The organism is Rhabdochlamydiaceae symbiont of Dictyostelium giganteum, assembly GCF_964291045.1.
In the GTDB taxonomy this organism is placed as follows: Bacteria; Chlamydiota; Chlamydiia; order Chlamydiales; family Rhabdochlamydiaceae; genus PALSA-1444.
Genome location: NZ_OZ197277.1, coordinates 1,521,718 through 1,539,442, shown reverse-complemented (window position 1 = coordinate 1,539,442; position 17,725 = coordinate 1,521,718). Strand labels below are relative to the sequence as shown.

Genomic DNA, 17,725 nt, shown 5'->3' with positions numbered 1-17,725 from the left:
AATGATTTAGGCTATTTGACATATTCCATAAATATTGCATAATGAACCTACGGATATCATATGAATTATTTAAAAAAAGTTTTAGTTTGCACTCTCTTCATCACGCCTTTAATGGCAAAAGCCCCTTCCAAAGAGCCCCATATTGAAAGAAGGCAAGAGTTTGTTTCTTTCTCGGTTGAGGAATATAACGCTCTTTTAATGAAAGCAGTTGAGACGCATGAGTGGAAAGAAGTTGTTAAACAAGCTTTATTTACCATTAAGAGTTTTCCAGAGACCTCCTTTTCTCAAGAGGCCATCTATTTCTTAGGGAAAGCGTACTTTGAACTTCATGAGTTTGATCTAGCAAGTCAAGAGCTTTCAAACTACTTAAAGAAAACAACTCCGCTTCAACACTTTCGAGATGCCATCGAGCTTAAATTTTTGATTGCTGAAAAGTTCCGTGAAGGGCATCTGCAACGGATTGGAGGGGTTTCCTTTTTGCCTAAGTGGATGGGAGCTAGAGAAGAGGCGATTCAAATTTATGAAGAGGTGATTAGCGCGTTTCCTCATGATGAGCTAGCAGCTAGGTCTTTACTTGGGAAAGGAGATCTTCTTTTAAGGCAAGGTAGCTACTCTTTAAGTATTGAAGCGTATGAAACGGTGATCCGTAAATTTCCGAAACACCCGCTTGTTCCTGAGGCGTATGTAGAAATGCTAAGCGTGTATTTAACAAGAGCGCAACATGAATACCCAAATGTTGATCATTTAGATTTAGCAGAGCTGCAGCTTAAACGGTTTAAACAAGATTTTGCCCTCGATCCTCGGTTAGAAAAAGCAGAAGAGGCTTTTTTAAAGCTTCAAGAGGTGTTTGCGCAAAATTTTTATGATCTTGCACAATTTTATGAGAGAATGAAAAAGCCAGGGGCTTCTATCCTCTACTATGCTAAAATTATTAAGACGTTTCCTAATACAAAAACCGCTGCACTTTCTAAGAAACGGCTTAAAGTGTTACAACCTTTAGATGAGAGTTCACATGACGCACTGCAAAGCTCCGCTTCAAACACTTCTCTTTAGCCTTATCTTGGCCTTGACAGGCTGTCACTATCAGACAGTTACGGTAGAAGAACCTGTGACTCTATCCATTCCCTATATTCCAGGGGATAGAGAAGGGGGCCTTACAGAAGCAATCACCTTTGAGCTATCGCAATCAGGCCTTTATCAATATGTGAGCTCAGAAGGAGATGTAGAGCTTCAGGCAGCTTTTATCAGTGATGAAGAGGAAATTGTAGGATTTCGGTATGATAGATCTTTAAATAGCCAGGTGACGCTTTCAAATCTCATGGCAACAGAAAACAGAAGAAAGCTTTCTGTCCGTGTTGCTTTAATCGATAAAAATAGCCAGGAATATGTGTTAGAGCCTCAAATCATCACCTCTGATGCAGAGTATGACTACATCGATGTGAATACCGTATCAGAGCTGATTTTCCCCCAAGCAGGCGGCGGTATGATCAGAACGATAGATTTTTCTGAAGGGCAACTTGACTCCATTGAAGGGGCTCAAGATAGCTCACTTTTCCCTCTTTATTCTGATATCGCCAAAAAAATCACAGCGCTCATCGAAAGAGCCTATTTTGAAAATAGATAAGAGTTGCACACGTTTTATGTGAATGCATATTTTTTTATCAACCCTCTCTATCTTGAAGAATTTTTTTATTAGATATACGGAAGGATCTACCCTACGTCAAAAAACATAATAATAAAATTATAAATTACTTGAGGTATTCTCCTAAAAGGCGATAACTGTTATAAAAATTTAGTACTCTAGATGCTGGGTAGAAAATCACAGATTTTCCTATTAAGGTCTTAAGCGAAATCTTTCTATTGAATCAGGAGTGAAAGCATGGTTATTCGATCTTATTCTACCATGGAATCTCAAGTACAGTCTTTGCAAAATCCATCTCAGGAAGAACATTCATCTACTGTAGTAGGATATGGAGATGAAAGGCTTCCTAAACGGCTCCAAATAGATGAATTATCTTCTTATAAAATAGAGACCCAGCTATCTCAAAATGTGGCAAGTGCCATTTTAACAGTAGGTCCCATCAAAAATAGTGATGGGAGTGCCCCTATTTTAAGCGCTCATCAAATCGTTACATCTCTTCATGATCAGTCAGGTGCAAAAAGAGAGGCTCTTATTCAAGCCATTCATAAAGATCCTAAAGATTATCATGCTTACCATAGTCTTGCTAATTGTTTAGAAGATAGTGAAAGGGTAGAGCTGTTAAGCGGGGAATCTTATACGAAGCAAGAACTTGATATTAAGAGTAGGGGCCCTCACCCTCAAGACCCGGGTTCTTACTGCACTCTTGCTAAATGCCTATCAAATAATGAAATGGCGCAGCTAAGGGGTAAATCCTATACAAAAAAAGAACTCTATATTCAAACCATTCATATAGATCCTAAAGATTATGATTCTTACCGTAGGCTTGCTAACTGTTTAGAAGATAATGAAAGGGCAGAGCTGTTAGATGGTAAATCTTATACGAAGAGAGGGTTATATATTAAAGCGATTCATATAGAGCCTAAAGATCATCATTCTTACTACAATCTTGCTAACTGTTTAGAAGATAGTGAAAGGGTCCAGCTTTTAAGTGGGAAATCTTATACAAAGAAAGAGTTATATATTACAGCTATTTATATAGAGCCTAGAGATCATGATTCTTACTACAATCTTGCTAACTGTTTAGAAGATAGTGAACGGGTAGTGCTGCTAAGCGGGGAGTCTTATACGAAACAAGAACTCTATATTCAGTGTATTGATCTTGATCCTCAAGATTTTGGTTCTTACTACTATCTTGCTAGATGTCTAGAAAATAATAAAATGGTGCAGCTCTTAAGCGGTGCATATTACACAAAGAAGACACTCTATATTAAAGTAATTGATCTAGTGCCTAAAGATAGGCATTCTTACATAGATCTTGCTGACTACCTAGAAAATAATGAAACGGTGCAGCTGTTAAATGGTGAGTCTTACACAAAGAAGGCACTCTACATTAAGGCAATTGATCTAGAGCCTAAAGATGATTCTCCTTACATAGGTCTTGCGGACTGTCTAGAGAATCATGAAACAGTGCAGCTGTTAAATGGTGAGTCTTACCCAAAGAAGGCATTCTACATTAAGGCAATTGATCTAGAGCCTAGGGATGATGCTCCTTACATAGGCCTTGCTGACTGCCTAGAAAATAAGGAAACAGTGCAGCTCTTAAGCGGTGCATATTACACAAAGAAGGCACTCTATATTAAGGCGATTGATCTAGAGCCTAGGGGGGATTATTCTTACGTACAGCTTGCTAACTGCCTAGAAAGTAAGGAAATGGTGCAGCTCTTAAGCGGTGCATATTACACAAAGAAGGCACTCTATATTAAGGCGATTGATCTAGAGCCTAGGGGGGATTATTCTTATGCGCAGCTTGCTAACTGCCTAGAAAATAAGGAAACGGTACAGTTCTTAAGTGGTGAAATCTATACAAAGCAGGCACTCTACATTAAGGCGATTGATTTAGAGCCTAAATGTTATGGGCATTATTACAATCTGGCTCAATGTATGGTCCATTTCCGTTATAGAACAGTGCAGCTTTTAGATGGTGAATCTTACACAGAGCGGGCCTTATATATTAAGGCGATTGACCTAGAGCCCGCCCATGCAGGACTATATAGGAGGCTTGCAGAACTTCTAAATGCTGTTGATCAAACGGTGCAGCTGTTAAGTGGTGAAATCTGCACAAGGAAGACACTCTATATTAAGGCGATTGATTTAGAGCCTACCCATGTAGACTTGTATAGTAGTCTTACATTTCTTCTGAAGAATGATGAAACGGTACAGCTATTAAACGGTGAAATCTACACAAAGAAGACACTCTATATTAAAGCCCTTGATCTTAAACCTAATGGCGCAAGCTTGTATAGAGAGCTTATCAAACTTCTGAGTGATGATGAAAGGGTGCAGTTTTTAAATGGTGAAGTTTACACAAAGAAGCAACTCTATATTAAGCTGATGGGTCTTGACTCTCATACAGAATATGCCTATTACAAATGTGCCAAATTTCTTAAAGAAGGTGAAACAGTACAGCTTGTAAACGGAGAGCCTTGCACAAAAAAAGAATTGTTTTTTAAAGCAACTATGGGAATTCGCGGGGTTAATAGAAAAAAATTAAGAGAGATGTATACCAAGGAAATTGAGAAAAATCCAAAGAATATAGAAGGTTACTTCGGATTAAGTATTACCCTAGGAATGCAGCTCCTCTTTCCCTATCTCAGTCGTGAGAGGATACAGGTAACGACAGCCCAAAGTCTTTCTCTTTTTCAAGAGGCTATCAGTTTAGATCCTGACCTCTCTTTTACTCCGAGGTTTGCTCCGGCTTTTTTCATTGCAGGGTTAATGTTGCATCAGGAAACACGCACTCTTTTGAGTACTTTTCATGGTAGGCTAACGGCTCAAGACCGAGCTCTTAAAGAAATGCTTCTAAATCAAGGAGCTTCTCTCACATTACACAATAATAAAGAGATCTCTACAAAAGAACTTTACCATTATGCGCTCCCTTTTCTTTCCTCCGCATCTATAAAGAAGATGATAGATCAAGAGTTTGGAAATTATCTTTCTGATAGAAAGCCTATCGTATTACAAGACGGGGTCAAGTTAACAAAATTGATGGCTTATGCGTATGCATATTCAAAAGCCTCTATAAACGGGTATTTTTTCATGAAAATAGGTGATGCTCTTCACCCGGTACAACAGGTCTTATTAGGGAATAAAAGTTATGAAAAAATAGATTGTTACCGAAGAGGCGCTGAAAAGATGGAGCGTTACCCAAGAAGCGGTGTCAATGATAGGCTCGGTCATACTTCCTTAAGGCTCGCAGAAACCCTTTATCTTCATGAAGATTCAAAAAAGAAAGAGCTGCTGTGTGATGCTTTAGAAAAATCATCATCTTCTTTAGATCATTTGGAATCACATATGTTGTTAGCACGCATTCTCTCTCAATATGAACTTCAAAGGGTGGGATCTAAATATCTCTTAATGTTTGGGAAGTGTCTAGAAAGTCATTCCCATCTTGATATTCAATCAGCTCATCACTCTCTTAAACGGTACTATGAATTACTAGAATATCCATATAAATATGCAGATTTAGAAAATATAGCCCTAGATAATGAATTTTATTTTACAAAGAAAAGAGAGTTTTTACTTAACCTATTAACATGTTTACCCGCATGTAAAGAAGCTTATGTAGCTCTTGGCACAAGCTTTCAAGCTCCTTTAATCATTCATGAAAAGAGTTATCCATCAAAAGCCTCTCTTTATCTAAAAGCGATCGATATTAACCCTGAATATAGTTTGCCCTACTTCCTTCTAGGAGAAGAACTTTTTCATACAAAAACGGCAAATATTCAGCTATTAAATGGAGTGACCCTATCCTGTAAGCAGCTCTTGATGAGAGCGATTCAGTTAGGCGCGTATGATGCAAAAGCTTACCATTTAGCAGCTCTTGCCATGGATGAGCGGGACGGTGTACTTCTTTTTGATGGGGAAACAATGCTTTCAAGAGGGGATCTTTTTATCCAAGCATTTAAGCTGGATCCTACCAGGTCCATTGATTTAAAAAATTTTATTTATCATATAAAAAAGTCAAATAAAGCTACAGTATAGGAGCTCTTAAGATAGGTCCGCGTATCATGAAGAGCGATGAAAAAAAGCTTCTTGAGCTCATTGCACGGTCTAAGAGAAAAGAGGTTTTAAATAAAAAACATCTATTAAGAGTGAGGCGGCTTAATCGAAGAGATGAGCGCTTCATTGTCCACAACTTCCTTGAGAAAATGCTCTAATGTTTTAAGGATGTATTTAGGCGTGTTATAGACTCCAGATGTTGAAAACACCAGTTCGAGATGGAGTTTAGAAGGAGATTTCAGGCGGCTAATAAAAATAAGGGTTGAGGCGACATTTTTCACAAGCTTGGGGACAATCCAAATCGCAAATAAATCGTTAAAGAGCGTCACTTTATCGGGATTTTCAATCACATGAAAATAGTGAAGCAGTTCATCACTATGATCTAGCTGATCAATCTTCAAAGGGTCTAAAAGCCCAATTTCACTTAAAAGATCAAGATTAACAGCCAGCACTCCATCAGGAACATGTTTGGGTAAGTTTTGAGAAAATTCTACGAAAGCATCTTCAAGTTTTGTAGGTGGCAGCATGGTTTCTCTCCCCATTTTTTTAGTCCCTTTGATTTCTAAATACACACCCCGTTACCAAAAAATCAATAAATTTATTTAATTAGTGACTGCGGGCCCCGAGAAAAAGAGCGCAATTTTGTTAGCTAGGCTCTTTAATAGGGTCAAGAGAGCTTAAGCCATGCTCTCTTTGAGAGGGGTAAGTTGCCTTTTGTGCCTCATGAGAGGAAGTAGAAGGCGCTACATCAGCGTAGAGGAGTGACTTTTCTCTATAGGGTAGGGCTTATTCATGATGGATCTTTTAAAGAAAATCTCTAGCTTAGGGCTTTTGGTCATAGAACGTTTAAAATCCTCCAAATTTTAAAACAATTTATTTTATACATGTGATTGAGGGTATTTGCAAAAAGAAAGAGGTGCGAAAAGACCTTTATCTGGGCCCTTTAACTAAAAAGATGAAGCTTCATAATATAGTTAATAACCAAAAAACCCTCTGTTTTTGTTGGGATTAATTTTTTCAGAGCGTTTTTACAATCAAAAATATAGCCATTAATCATACACTTCAAATTGTGAAAGTTAAAAGTTGATTAGAACACACTTTTTTTTGCTATTTTTTGAAAAATAAATCTCTTCTTTTTACGGCATTTAAAATTTTAAGCACCTATTAAGTATTTCTGGTTAAAAGGCCCTGAGGTCTCTATGTCTTACGGGTTGTACTTGTTGCGGTGAACTGTAAAAAATAAGGATTATGATGCAAATTTTCAATCGTTCCTCTTCAGTCAATTACCCTGTTATTGACTTAAACCCTATAGAATACCCGTATACTCTTTTAGCCAAAGAGCTGCAGGGGTTAACACGTTTTGACCCTTTACCTCTAGTCGTTTTGATTCGGGGGGATGTTACAATGGATGCCTCTAATAGAGAGGCGTTTATCCTATTAAAGTCTAAAGAGGTGAGAATAGAAGGCTCACTGACATATGGTAAAACATTTTTTAGTGCATGCTTAGAAAGCTTACGAGATGAGGATCAAGAAACGGGTTGCTATTTACCCGAAAAGCTCTATGTTCAAGGAGATGTCCATTTTTCAGGGTTCTCTCAACTCTTTTCTTTGCCTAAAGTATTTACAGTTGAAGGGGTTCTTGACCTCTCTCATTGCGCGCACTTAAGAGAGCTTCCTGAAGATTTAACAGTAAAAAAAGATCTTAATCTCTCACATTGTCATATGAACGCTTTACCGAAAGGGTTACAAGTAAAGGGGAGTCTTGATCTTTCTTTTTGTAAACATTTGATCCAGCTTCCCGAGGATTTAATCGTTGGAGAAGATATTAATCTCTCTTGGTGCGAGGCGTTTACTACTTTACCAAAAGGACTACATGTAAGGGGGAGTCTTAATCTTTTGCTCTGTAAAAGTGTAAAAGAATTTCCTGAAGATTTGATAGTGGAAAAAGATCTTAAACTTAGCTGTTGTGATATGACGACTTTACCGAAAGGGTTACAAGTGAAGGGAAGCCTTGATCTTTCTTTTTGTAAACATTTGATCAAACTTCCCGAAGATTTAATCGTTGGCAAAGATCTTAATCTCTCTTGGTGTGAGGCGCTTACTACTTTACCCAAAGGACTACACGTAAAGGGGAGTCTTAATCTTTTGCTATGTAAAAATGTGAAAGAGCTTCCTGAGGGGTTAGTAGTGGAAAAAGATCTTAATCTTGCTGATTGCGGTATTACGGCATTACCTTCTGGGTTAAAAGTAAAGGGGGGATTAACCCTTGCTTATTGTGACAAGTTAAGAGAGCTTCCTGAAATATTTACCGTAGAAGGAAATCTACATATTTTTCAGTGTGAAGCTCTTATCGCATTACCTAAGGAGCTAAAAATCAAGGGAAGCTTTGATCTGATGGGGCATGAAAGCTTAACCCATCTTCCTGAAATATTTACAGTAGGAAAAAGTCTTAACTTGTCTCATTGTAAAGCGCTTATCGCTTTACCTAAAGGGCTAGAAATTCAGGGGAATCTTGAGCTAAGTGGTTGCAAAAGATTGATGGATCTTCCTGAAAATTTAACCGTGGAAAACAATCTGAATTGTTCTGGATGTACAGCTATCACAACTTTACCCAAAGGGCTTAAAGTGAAGGGGAGTCTTGATTTTTCTTATTGTGAGGGGCTTATCGCTTTACCTCAGCAGCTTAAAGTTAAGGAAAGTTTGGATTTCATGGAAACGCCTTTTCTAGAATTTGGAGGAGATCTAGATTTAACAGGATGCATAAGTCTTACATCTTTACCTAATTGGATTGCAACTCTTAGTTCTCCTCTAAATAGAAATGAACGTATCATAAACCTGACAGATTCTGGTCTCTCTCCTGCAGTGATCAGAAGATTAGTCGCTGAATCAGCTAGCAATCTAGGCATTCAGATCCATTTTTCTGAAGTAGCTACAGAGCCACTGATCATTGAATTTAATGATCTATTTGAGGCGCTAGAATTTTGGCAACAGTACATTCAAGAAGATAGACGGGTTAATATCAAAGGGATCTGTAATAAGCTGCACCGCACCCTCACTCAGGTGCAAGATCATCAAAATCTCTTAAGTTTTCTCACCCGTCTAACAGAGACAGCTGATTACTGTAACCTGGCTACCCGGGAAAGCGTTGCAAGGCAGGTTCTTCATATGATTTGGCTTATGGTGGAAGACGAGGTTCTTTGTCACCATATTGCCTTTTTCATTCATCAAGGACTCTCTTCTTGTGATGACCGTATTATGGCGACCTTAAGTGATATGGGTTTTTATCAGAAATTGCGCGCTCTTCAGCATGACTCTGTGACTTCTGAAGAGGTAAGAAGCTTAGGGAGGGGATTTTTTCTCTTAGAAGAGCTGAATAAAAGAATTAGAGCCAGGGTTCAAACACTGCACTTTATTGATGAAGTTGAAGTGTTTATGGCGTTTCACATCAGATTACAAGCGATGCTAAATTTGCCTATAGATATGCACAAGATGCTCTTTAGAAAGTGTGTGGCTATTTCTGATGAGGAAATGGATCAAATGGGAAGAAAAATTTTACAAGAGATAGTAGAAGATGCCTTTGAGGCTTTTTTAAAAGAGTGGGAGCCTTGGAAGGAGCATCAAAGAAGGTCATCTATTGTCACGTGGGAAAAGCTTACCCCCATCTCTTACCCCTTATTACCGATTGATATCTGTCCTTACCTTCAAGATGCACCAGATCATCCTGTACTTTATCAAAATGTGATCTATGACTACACCGCATTCATAAAAAGATATATCCAAGAGGGTGTGGATTTATACGGCGCTACCGTGAACATTGATAAGCTTTTACGGATCACGGTGTGTTTAATCCCTTAATATCAGTTAGAAAGATGAAGGGAAGACCCTCATCATGCTCAGCCTGAAAATGGCTTCCAAAAATTTAAGAAAGAGTAAAAATTCCTGAGGCAAATAGAGAGGGAGTAAAAGAGCCATGACGTTATAGAAAGGCATTTCTATTCTCCTGGCTCATAGGGGATATGAAGACCTGCTCTATCACTTAAAAGAGAACCATTTCTCTTTTAAGTGATAAGAAGAGTGAGTATCACTTTTAGCACTGCCTTTATGTAGCTAGCCGTTTTCCCTCTTCATCTTTAGAGTCTTGATAGACAATTGAAGGGAAAAGAACGTACAATACATCATCATGAGCTATTTTTCCTTATTATTCTTTGTCTATTGTCCAGCCCTCCTTTTAGCTAGGCCCTTACAGATAGAACTTAAAGCCCCCTCTGTCATTTTGATGAATCAAGAGACGGGGGCTATTTTGTATGAAAAAAATAGCCATGAAAAAAGGTTTCCAGCCAGTATCACCAAAGTTGCAACAGCGCTATATGTCCTAGAAAAAAAGAAAAATCACTTGGAAGATCTCTTTACCTGTTCTAAAGATGCGCTCTTTGTGATTTCTGAAGAGGAGAAAAAAGGAGGCGTTAAGCACCCTCCTTACCGTCTTGAGATATCAGGCTCTAGGGTGGGTCTTCGGGCTGAAGAGAAGCTATCTTGTGAGACCCTTTTATACGGCCTTCTTCTTGCCTCGGGAAATGATGCAGCAAACGTCCTTGCAGAAAATGTTTCAGGATCAGTGATGCAGTTTATGAAAGAACTGAACCATTTTCTTAAACGTCACGGAATCTGTCATACACAGTTTCTTAATCCCCATGGACTTCACCATAAAGAGCACTTTACCACAGCTTATGATATGGCAAAGATTGCACAGCTTGCCTATGCAAGCCCTGATTTTCAAAACATCGTAAAATCGGTTAAATACTTAAAATCTCAAGAAATAGGAAAAGAGCCCATCTATTTTTGGCAGACCAATAAACTTCTTCGGCAAGGGTTATATTACTACCCAAAAGCTACTGGCATGAAAACAGGGTATACTTCTCAAGCTGGATATACCCTTGTCGCGTCGGCAGCTCACGGGGAAAGAGTATTGATTGCTGTATTACTTGGCTGTGAAGAGAGCAAAGAGCGGTTTCAAGAGGCAAAAAAACTGTTTGAAAAAGCGTTTTCTGAGAAAAAAATCACAAGAAAGCTCTTTGTAAAAGAGACAGATCACTTTTCGTATGCGGTTAAAGGAGGAAAAACGCTTAAAGCTTCTTTACAACGTGATGTCTCCTTAAGCTATTACCCTGCAGAAGAGCCTTCTTTTCAAGCAGAAGTTGTTTGGGAAAAACTCTCACTTCCCATTAAAGCAGGAGATCGTGTGGGTTTTTTAAGGTGCATTGATGAAAAAGGGCACGTCTTTGCTAAAGAGCCTCTTTTTGCAAAAGAGTCTCTTTCTAAGGGAATAGATCAAATCATTAAAGATCTTTACCTCAGACATAAATACAGCGTGATATTTCTCATGCTGATGACTGTATTAACGAGTATGGTGATGTACTTTGGAAAAAAGAGTCAAAAAGTCAGCAAGCGTTAACTCTTCAGGTCTGACATTAAGCCCTTTTCCAATGCATTCTAACCCCTCTTCAATATGAGTTAGTGCATAATGCTCTTTTAAAGAGGTGCGTACCATTTTTCTTCGTTGTTGAAAAGCTCTTCTTGTCACTTCAAAAAAAGCGGTAGGATCAACAGGAGGAGGCTCTTTTAAAATAAGCTGCACAACCGCTGATTTAATGCTTGGAGGCGGATAAAAGCAAGTGGGTTCTACAATGAACCCCATTTTAGGGGTGCAGTAAAACTGCAGAAAAAGAGAGAGTGAGCTGTACTCTGAAGATCCAACGCCAGCTAACATCCGTTCTGCAAATTCTTTTTGAACCATGAGGGTCATGGAAGAAAAGAGCGGGTATTTAGGGAGAAAATGGGTGAGTAAAGGCGTTGTGATGTGGTAAGGGAGATTAGCGATGATTTTAGCAGGGGAAGTTATGTGGAACGCAGGATCCCATTTCAGCGCATCTTCTTCAAAAACCTTGAGCCGCTCATCTGGTGTTTGAAAGCGGTGAAGCGCTTGGCACAGTTTTCGATCTTTTTCAATCGCCACAACAGAGTGTCCATTTTGCAAAAGGAGCTGGGTTAAAACACCAGGGCCTGGTCCAATTTCTAAGATTGTTTCTCCTTCCTTAATGTCAGCAAAAGCGATCATCTTACGGACGATATTTCCATCGATAAGAAAGTTTTGAGAAAACCGTTTTTGGGGAGCGGCTTTTATTGAAGAGAGGAAATTTTTGAGTTCAGAGGGTTTATAAATAGGCATATTAGGAGGAAAAAGGTTCAAATTGCGAAGGGATATCAAGTTGACTTAGGTCAAAATTAAACCGCTCATACAGGCGTGTTAAATAAAGACGCGTTTCAGATTCTGCTTGTTGATTGAGAAGATAATCCCGGATTTGAGAAGAGAGTGATTCAAAAGAGGGGGCCTCTTTTTTCACATGCTCTTTCAGGTGAAAAATGCGGACGACATCGGTCCCTTCCCGTGTTTTTTGCACGGTGGGAGAGCTCCAGACATCAGGAGATAGGGTTTGAAGAGCTTCTCTATGAAGAGAAGAGAGCTCTTGATCTTTCATAGTGAGCTCTTTAGAAAGAGAGAGCAGCTTCCATTCAACTTCAGGGAGTTTTTGTTTAAACATCTCCATGGCAGAAGAAAGTGAGCCGTTTGAAGGGTCTTGAAGTGTTTTGATTTGCTGAGCTAAAGAGAGCGCAGTATCAAGGGATTCATGTCTTAAGGTGAGAAATTGATACACCCATGTTTCTTGAGGAGGGCTATGTTTAAGGTAGTCAGCATACGCCTCTTTGGTCATTTCAGCTGTCACTTTAGAGAGCACCTTAGAAGAGATTCTCACCCATTGAATTTTTTGAACCACGATATCTTGTTTTAATTTTTCTTTCATCTCGTCATAAGATAGGCCTAAGCTCTCTAACGTTTGCATCACTTGAGGGCCATAACGGGTATGAAGTTCTTCTCTTACCTCTGCATCACTCACTTGAATTTGACGCCCCTTGGCATCTAGCACCATTAAGTGGTGATCAATCATCTGCCTGAGTGTGGGTTTCCACTGAGATTGATAAAATTGAAGTTTAGCCTCTGGAATACTCAGATATTGCGGGTAGTTTTGGCTTAAAAATAGATTCATTTGTTTAACGACATCTAGCACCGTAAATGTTTTTCCTTGAACGGTAGCTAGGATACGGTTATCCACCGTGATCTCTTGAGTAGGAGTACCTGCACCGCTTAAAAAGCGAAGAGGAGCTAATAAAGCTAAACACATGAGTAAAGAAGGCATCAATCTTGACATAAGGTTAGTGTAACAAACCGGTTATTTATTGAAACACTCCTTTTAGTTTGGAGCCCTTTTCTTTAAAGAAGCAGCAAAAAAGCCATCCATGCCTTGATCTTGAGGAAATGTTTGAAAAATATCCACTTGCTCTAAGCCGTATTTTTCTTGAAAAAATTGTACCTGCTCTACATTTTCTTGAGGGAGCACGCTACATGTCATATAAACAATCACACCTTCTGGGTGAAGATAAGAAAGCGCATTTTCAAAGATATCTCGCTGCTCTTGAATAAGAGTTGGGAGATCGATTTGAGGGAACTTCCATTTTAAATCGGGATTTCTGCGGTAGGTCCCGGTTCCTGAGCAAGGAGCGTCAACAACGACATAGTCCATGCTTTTTTTCTGCTGGGGGAGATTAAACTGCGCATTTTGAATGCCAGCTCTTTTAAGCCGCTTTCTAGCTTCTAAAAGCGCGTGAGGCCGGATATCGTGCAGATAAAGCTGACCTGACTGCTTTAAAAGAGGAGCAAACGCTAAACTTTTTCCCCCAGAGCCTGCGCAATAATCAAGAACTTTATCTTTCATTTTTAGCTTCACAAGTTTTGCGCCCATTTGACTAGCTTCATCTTGCACTTCAAAAAGTCCCTCTTGAAATTCTAGGAGCTGAGCAAAGTTCACCTTGGAAGAAAAGGTAATCCCTTCAGGAGAGTGAGGTGTGAAGTGCATCTGATACCCATAAGAAGAGAAGAGCTTTTGAAAAAGCTCATCTCTAGAGGTTTTAAGTAGATTGACCCGGATCGTCGTAGGAGCTCTTGTTTGATTCACTTGGCAAAATTGAGTCACGGCTTCATTAGGATAATATTTACTTAGAAGCTCAAGGAGTTTTTCAGGGCAGGCGAGCCTTATAAACTCTGGAATCTGTTGGGGTAGATGATGGGGGAGCTCTTCAACAGGAGAGAGTTTGAGGAAGTCGTAAAGGTTTTTCCATCTGACGTAGTGGTAGAGCGTGTCACTAATCCAGGCCCTATCTTTAGAGCCAATTGCCTTATGCAGGCGAAAGTATTTTTTCATGAGCACATCAAGCGGGGAGGAAAACTGCCCCCACTCTTGAATCAAAGTAAGGAGATGGTAGTGTCTAAAATTCATGGAGAAGATCATCCTGGTTGTTATCATCTATCATAGAGGCTCTTTTTTTTTAGTCACGGATCAAAAAGAACTTTTTTACTAGGTAAGGCTCATTTTCTTTGGATTTTAAGTGAAACCGTCTTATCTTAGCAAAAATAGGGAGTAAAATAGAGCCTTTAGCTAGAGCTTTATGTGATATCGCGTTATATTACCGTATTAGAGGAAAGAAAAAAATACGAATTTCACCCTAAAACCGTGTCTTACCCATGAGGTTATTATGAAAAAAATGTGTCTGTTTCTAGGAAGAGCCTGTTTAAGTTTGATTTTTGTGTTATCCATTATCATGAAAGTGATGCATTGGGATGGGATGATAGCAGAGCTCACAAGGGTGCTAGGAGATTGGTCTACGCATATCCCTTTAACAAGTTCCTTTTTCCTGGGGTGTATTCCGTATGCAGGAGCTCTTTTAGCCATTGCAACAGCACTTGAAGTGTTTGGAGCCTTTTCTCTCTTATGTAACTATAAAGTCCGTGTAGGGGCCATATGCCTGATTGTTTTTCTGATTCCCGTCACCCTTCTCATGCATGCGTTTTGGCTCTCAGATTTACCGTCTCTTGATATGATGATGTTTTGTAAAAATGTCGGGATTATCGGAGGACTGATAACGGTTGCTACTTATGGAGACTAAGCCATACTTCATCCCATGAAAAAGAGTCTCTTTTTTTTCTTAAGTGGATGCATTGTCGCATTTGGGCAGCCAGCCTGGGTGCCCCTCTTAGGTGTGCTATCTTCCACTTTAGGATATGCTCTTTTTTGGAAAGAGTGCGTCTCTTTCTTATCTCCTAAGGGGAAATTTTTCGCTGGCTGGGCATGGTTCACCTGTATTCAATTGATTCAGCTCTCGTGGATGAGTTCGATGGAATATCAAGGTGTCTATATTTTAGGGGTGTATGCTCTTCTTGCGCTTTTTATGGGGCTGCAGTTTGGGCTTTTAACAACGTGTATTAAGTTTTTACCCCCTTTCATCCTCGCTTCTTTGTGGACTTTAATGGAGTGGATGCGGCTTCATATTTTTTGCGGATTTTCTTGGAATCCAGCAGGCCTCTCTTTAACCACCTTTTCCTATCCTCTGCAGTTTGCCTCTCTTTTTGGACTCTTTGGGCTCTCGTTTTGGGTGATTGCAACAAATGCCTATTTCTTAGAAAAGAAATGGAAAATAGGGCTACTACTTGCCATCATCCCTTATCTATGGGGATATGGACAGCTCTTGTATTATGACAAAAAGGTAAAAGAAGCTCCTACACTACAGGTGGCTCTTGTGCAAACGGCGCTTCTTCCCTCGCAAAAAAACTTCTTTCCAGGAAGGAGAAAAGATTTTATTCACCCTGAAGAGCAGTGGAGGCAAATCTTAACCCTTCTTGCAAAAAATACACGGGATGTGGATCTCATTGTGATGCCAGAGTCAGCTGTTCCCTTTACCGATTCAGCTCCTTTATTTTTACATCGAAGGGTGTGTCATCTGTTAAAAACAATACTTTCAAAACCTCTTTTAGAAGAGCCTAAAGATCACCTGGTGTCGCATCAATTTTGGACTCAGGCCATTGGAGATATGTTAAAAGCAGATGTGATTGTGGGGCTTGATGCTGTAGATAGAGATGTGTCATACGCTTCAGCTTTTTTCTACTCTCATCAAGACAAGAGGTTGGAGCGGTATGATAAAACCGTTTTACTTCCTCTTGTGGAGTATCTGCCGTGGACATGTTTAAGAGCCTTGAGCGCGCAATATGGTATTAATCATTTTTTCACTCCAGGATTAGGGCAAAAAGTGTTTTCTTCTAAAGTTAAACTTGCCACCTTAATTTGTTATGAAGAGACGTTTGGAGAAATCGTGAGAGAAGCAAAAAATCAAGGGGCTACTCTTCTTGCCAATGTGATTAATGATAATTGGTATCCCCATTCCCGTCTTCCTCAGCAACATTTAGACTTAATCCGGGTGCATGCTGTTGCAAGTGGCATTCCTGTTGTGAGATCGGGAAATGCAGGCATTACCTGTGTGCTGGATAGTTTAGGAAGAGTGGTGTCTGCTTTAGAGAAGTGGGATGAGCCCGGTATTTTAATTGAAGAGGTCCCTCTTTTTTGTTTTCCAACGCTTTACATGAAATGGGGTAATGGACTCATCGTGAGTATCTCCTTACTTTGTATTTTAGGCGTTTTGATAAAAAACGCCTTTTTAATGCGATCTACACTGTTTATTAGATTTTAAAACGAGAAAAAAAATCTTGTTTTGTAGGGTAAAAATCAGATAAAATAGATCTACTATGCACAGTGTAAAGAAGAAAACAATTCGAAAAACAATCACTTTTTCTGGTCAAACCCTCTTTACAGACCAAGAAGTCTCTGTTCGGCTGATTCCGCATCTTTTAGGAGAGGGAATTACCTTTTACCGCACAGATCTTCCCGGGTCTCCTTCTATTCCTGCAAAGACAGAGTATGTTCAAGAGGGAATGCGGACAACGCAAATTGGAAAAGAGGGTGTCTTTCTTCAAACCATTGAGCATTTCATGGCAGCGCTCGCTGCTTTTGAAATTGATCAACTCAGCATTGAGATAAGTGGCAGTGAATTTCCAATTTTTGATGGAAGCGCGCTTTTCTTTGTGAAGTTACTAGAAGAAGCTGGCATCCAAGAGTTAGCAGAAGATAGATTGTCTTACACTCTTGAAGAGCCTTGTAGTGTTTCTTTAGGAGACGGTTATCTTATCGCCCTTCCCTCAGATCATTTAAGGTTTTCTTATACACTTGATTACCCCAATTCTCCCTACCTTCGGACGCAGTACTTTAATACCTACCTTACACCTCAAATTTTTAAAGAAGAGATTGCGCCTTGTCGGACATTTGCTCTTTATGAAGAGATCGCTCCTTTAATCGAAAGAGGCTTTTTTAAAAATGGGGCCCTAGAGCACGGCGTTGTGATTCAAGGGGATAAGCTATTAAATCCTGAAGGAGCAAGATTTTCTAATGAAATGGTCCGGCATAAAGTGCTGGACTTGATTGGAGATTTAGCTTTACTTGGAGTTTCTTTAAAAGCGCACTTCATTGGAGTGAAAACAGGACATGCCGCAAATCACTTACTGGCAAAAAAGATCGGTGAAAAGATGCGTAAATCTTTGAGGATATATGAATGAAACAGTAGTACCCATGAACTTACCTCTTGATGCTAAAACAATTGCAAAAATTTTGCCTCATCGGTACCCCTTTCTTTTAGTTGACCGCATCATTAAGCTTGATCTTGAAAATAATATTGTCGTGGGCCAAAAAAATGTTACCTTTAATGAACAGTTCTTTGTGGGCCATTTTCCTGATGCTCCGATCATGCCAGGGGTATTAATATTAGAGGCGTTAGCGCAAGCAGGAGGCATCCTTGTTCATCAGAAACTCCAGACAGATAAAATTGCTGTGCTCCTCACCGTAAATAATGCAAAATTCCGTAAACCTGTCATGCCAGGAGATGTGCTTTTTCTGCATATTCAAGGGCTACATATCAGTTTTAAGAGTGGAAAAGTGGCTGCTAAGGCAGTCGTAAATGATCAAGTTGTCGTCGAGGCAGATATCGGTTTTGCACTTGTCGATCGTAAACAGCTGTAAATGTTGGGATATT

General features: G+C 39.5%; 13 protein-coding genes. 9 read left to right on the top strand and 4 right to left on the bottom strand.

Features of this window, described 5'->3' with window-relative positions:
* Positions 1-60: 60 nt before the first annotated feature.
* The 3 genes from ACI7T6_RS05570 to ACI7T6_RS05560 all read left to right on the top strand — a co-directional run bounded on the left by ACI7T6_RS05570 (position 61) and on the right by ACI7T6_RS05560 (position 5,683).
* Entirely contained in the window at positions 61-1,053 is a 993-nt protein-coding gene (locus tag ACI7T6_RS05570; RefSeq protein ID WP_404665393.1) for a tetratricopeptide repeat protein, read from the top strand.
* The gene (gene lptE / locus ACI7T6_RS05565; RefSeq protein ID WP_404665392.1) at positions 1,013-1,624 is read left to right on the top strand and encodes an LPS assembly lipoprotein LptE; all 612 of its coding nucleotides are present in this window, start codon (positions 1,013-1,015) and stop codon (positions 1,622-1,624) included. Before ACI7T6_RS05570 ends, lptE begins: the two co-directional genes overlap by 41 nt.
* A 255-nt stretch (positions 1,625-1,879) precedes the next feature.
* Positions 1,880-5,683: a hypothetical protein gene (locus ACI7T6_RS05560; RefSeq protein WP_404665391.1), complete on the top strand. Its 3,804-nt coding sequence runs from the start codon at positions 1,880-1,882 to the stop codon at positions 5,681-5,683.
* A 104-nt stretch (positions 5,684-5,787) separates the two neighbouring features.
* Here the strand turns inward: ACI7T6_RS05560 and ACI7T6_RS05555 are convergent, their stop codons facing one another.
* Positions 5,788-6,228: a hypothetical protein gene (locus ACI7T6_RS05555; RefSeq protein ID WP_404665390.1), complete on the bottom strand. Its 441-nt coding sequence runs from the start codon at positions 6,226-6,228 to the stop codon at positions 5,788-5,790.
* A gap of 724 nt (positions 6,229-6,952) precedes the next feature.
* On the opposite strand from ACI7T6_RS05555, the gene ACI7T6_RS05550 reads away from it, so the two are divergent.
* Positions 6,953-9,556 (top strand): NEL-type E3 ubiquitin ligase domain-containing protein, encoded by a 2,604-nt coding sequence (locus ACI7T6_RS05550; RefSeq protein ID WP_404665389.1) that lies wholly within the window; start codon positions 6,953-6,955, stop codon positions 9,554-9,556.
* Between the two features lie 325 nt (positions 9,557-9,881).
* Positions 9,882-11,153: a D-alanyl-D-alanine carboxypeptidase family protein gene (locus tag ACI7T6_RS05545; protein ID WP_404665388.1), complete on the top strand. Its 1,272-nt coding sequence runs from the start codon at positions 9,882-9,884 to the stop codon at positions 11,151-11,153.
* Here ACI7T6_RS05545 and rsmA read toward each other — a convergent pair.
* From rsmA to ACI7T6_RS05530, 3 genes are read right to left on the bottom strand one after another with little or no spacing between them, the layout of a single operon-like run.
* Positions 11,097-11,927 (bottom strand): 16S rRNA (adenine(1518)-N(6)/adenine(1519)-N(6))-dimethyltransferase RsmA, encoded by an 831-nt coding sequence (gene rsmA / locus ACI7T6_RS05540; RefSeq protein ID WP_404665387.1) that lies wholly within the window; start codon positions 11,925-11,927, stop codon positions 11,097-11,099. The genes ACI7T6_RS05545 and rsmA overlap by 57 nt on opposite strands.
* Position 11,928: 1 nt before the next feature.
* Complete coding sequence (locus tag ACI7T6_RS05535) at positions 11,929-12,966, bottom strand: SurA N-terminal domain-containing protein (RefSeq protein ID WP_404665386.1); 1,038 nt, start codon at positions 12,964-12,966, stop codon at positions 11,929-11,931.
* Between the two features lie 42 nt (positions 12,967-13,008).
* Positions 13,009-14,091, bottom strand: a complete 1,083-nt coding sequence (locus tag ACI7T6_RS05530) for an RsmB/NOP family class I SAM-dependent RNA methyltransferase (protein WP_404665385.1) — start codon at positions 14,089-14,091, stop codon at positions 13,009-13,011.
* A gap of 256 nt (positions 14,092-14,347) precedes the next feature.
* Between ACI7T6_RS05530 and ACI7T6_RS05525 the strand changes: the two genes are divergently transcribed.
* The 4 genes from ACI7T6_RS05525 to fabZ are packed head-to-tail and all read left to right on the top strand — an operon-like array spanning position 14,348 to position 17,712.
* Positions 14,348-14,758, top strand: a complete 411-nt coding sequence (locus ACI7T6_RS05525; protein ID WP_404665384.1) for a DoxX family protein — start codon at positions 14,348-14,350, stop codon at positions 14,756-14,758.
* A 15-nt stretch (positions 14,759-14,773) separates the two neighbouring features.
* Positions 14,774-16,333 (top strand): apolipoprotein N-acyltransferase, encoded by a 1,560-nt coding sequence (gene lnt / locus ACI7T6_RS05520; protein WP_404665383.1) that lies wholly within the window; start codon positions 14,774-14,776, stop codon positions 16,331-16,333.
* 55 nt (positions 16,334-16,388) lie between these two features.
* On the top strand, positions 16,389-17,252 hold the full coding sequence (gene lpxC / locus ACI7T6_RS05515; protein ID WP_404665382.1) for a UDP-3-O-acyl-N-acetylglucosamine deacetylase: 864 nt from the start codon (positions 16,389-16,391) through the stop codon (positions 17,250-17,252).
* A 13-nt stretch (positions 17,253-17,265) separates the two neighbouring features.
* A complete protein-coding gene (gene fabZ, locus ACI7T6_RS05510; protein ID WP_404666141.1) occupies positions 17,266-17,712 on the top strand; it encodes a 3-hydroxyacyl-ACP dehydratase FabZ in 447 nt (148 codons plus the stop codon).
* Positions 17,713-17,725: the final 13 nt, after the last annotated feature.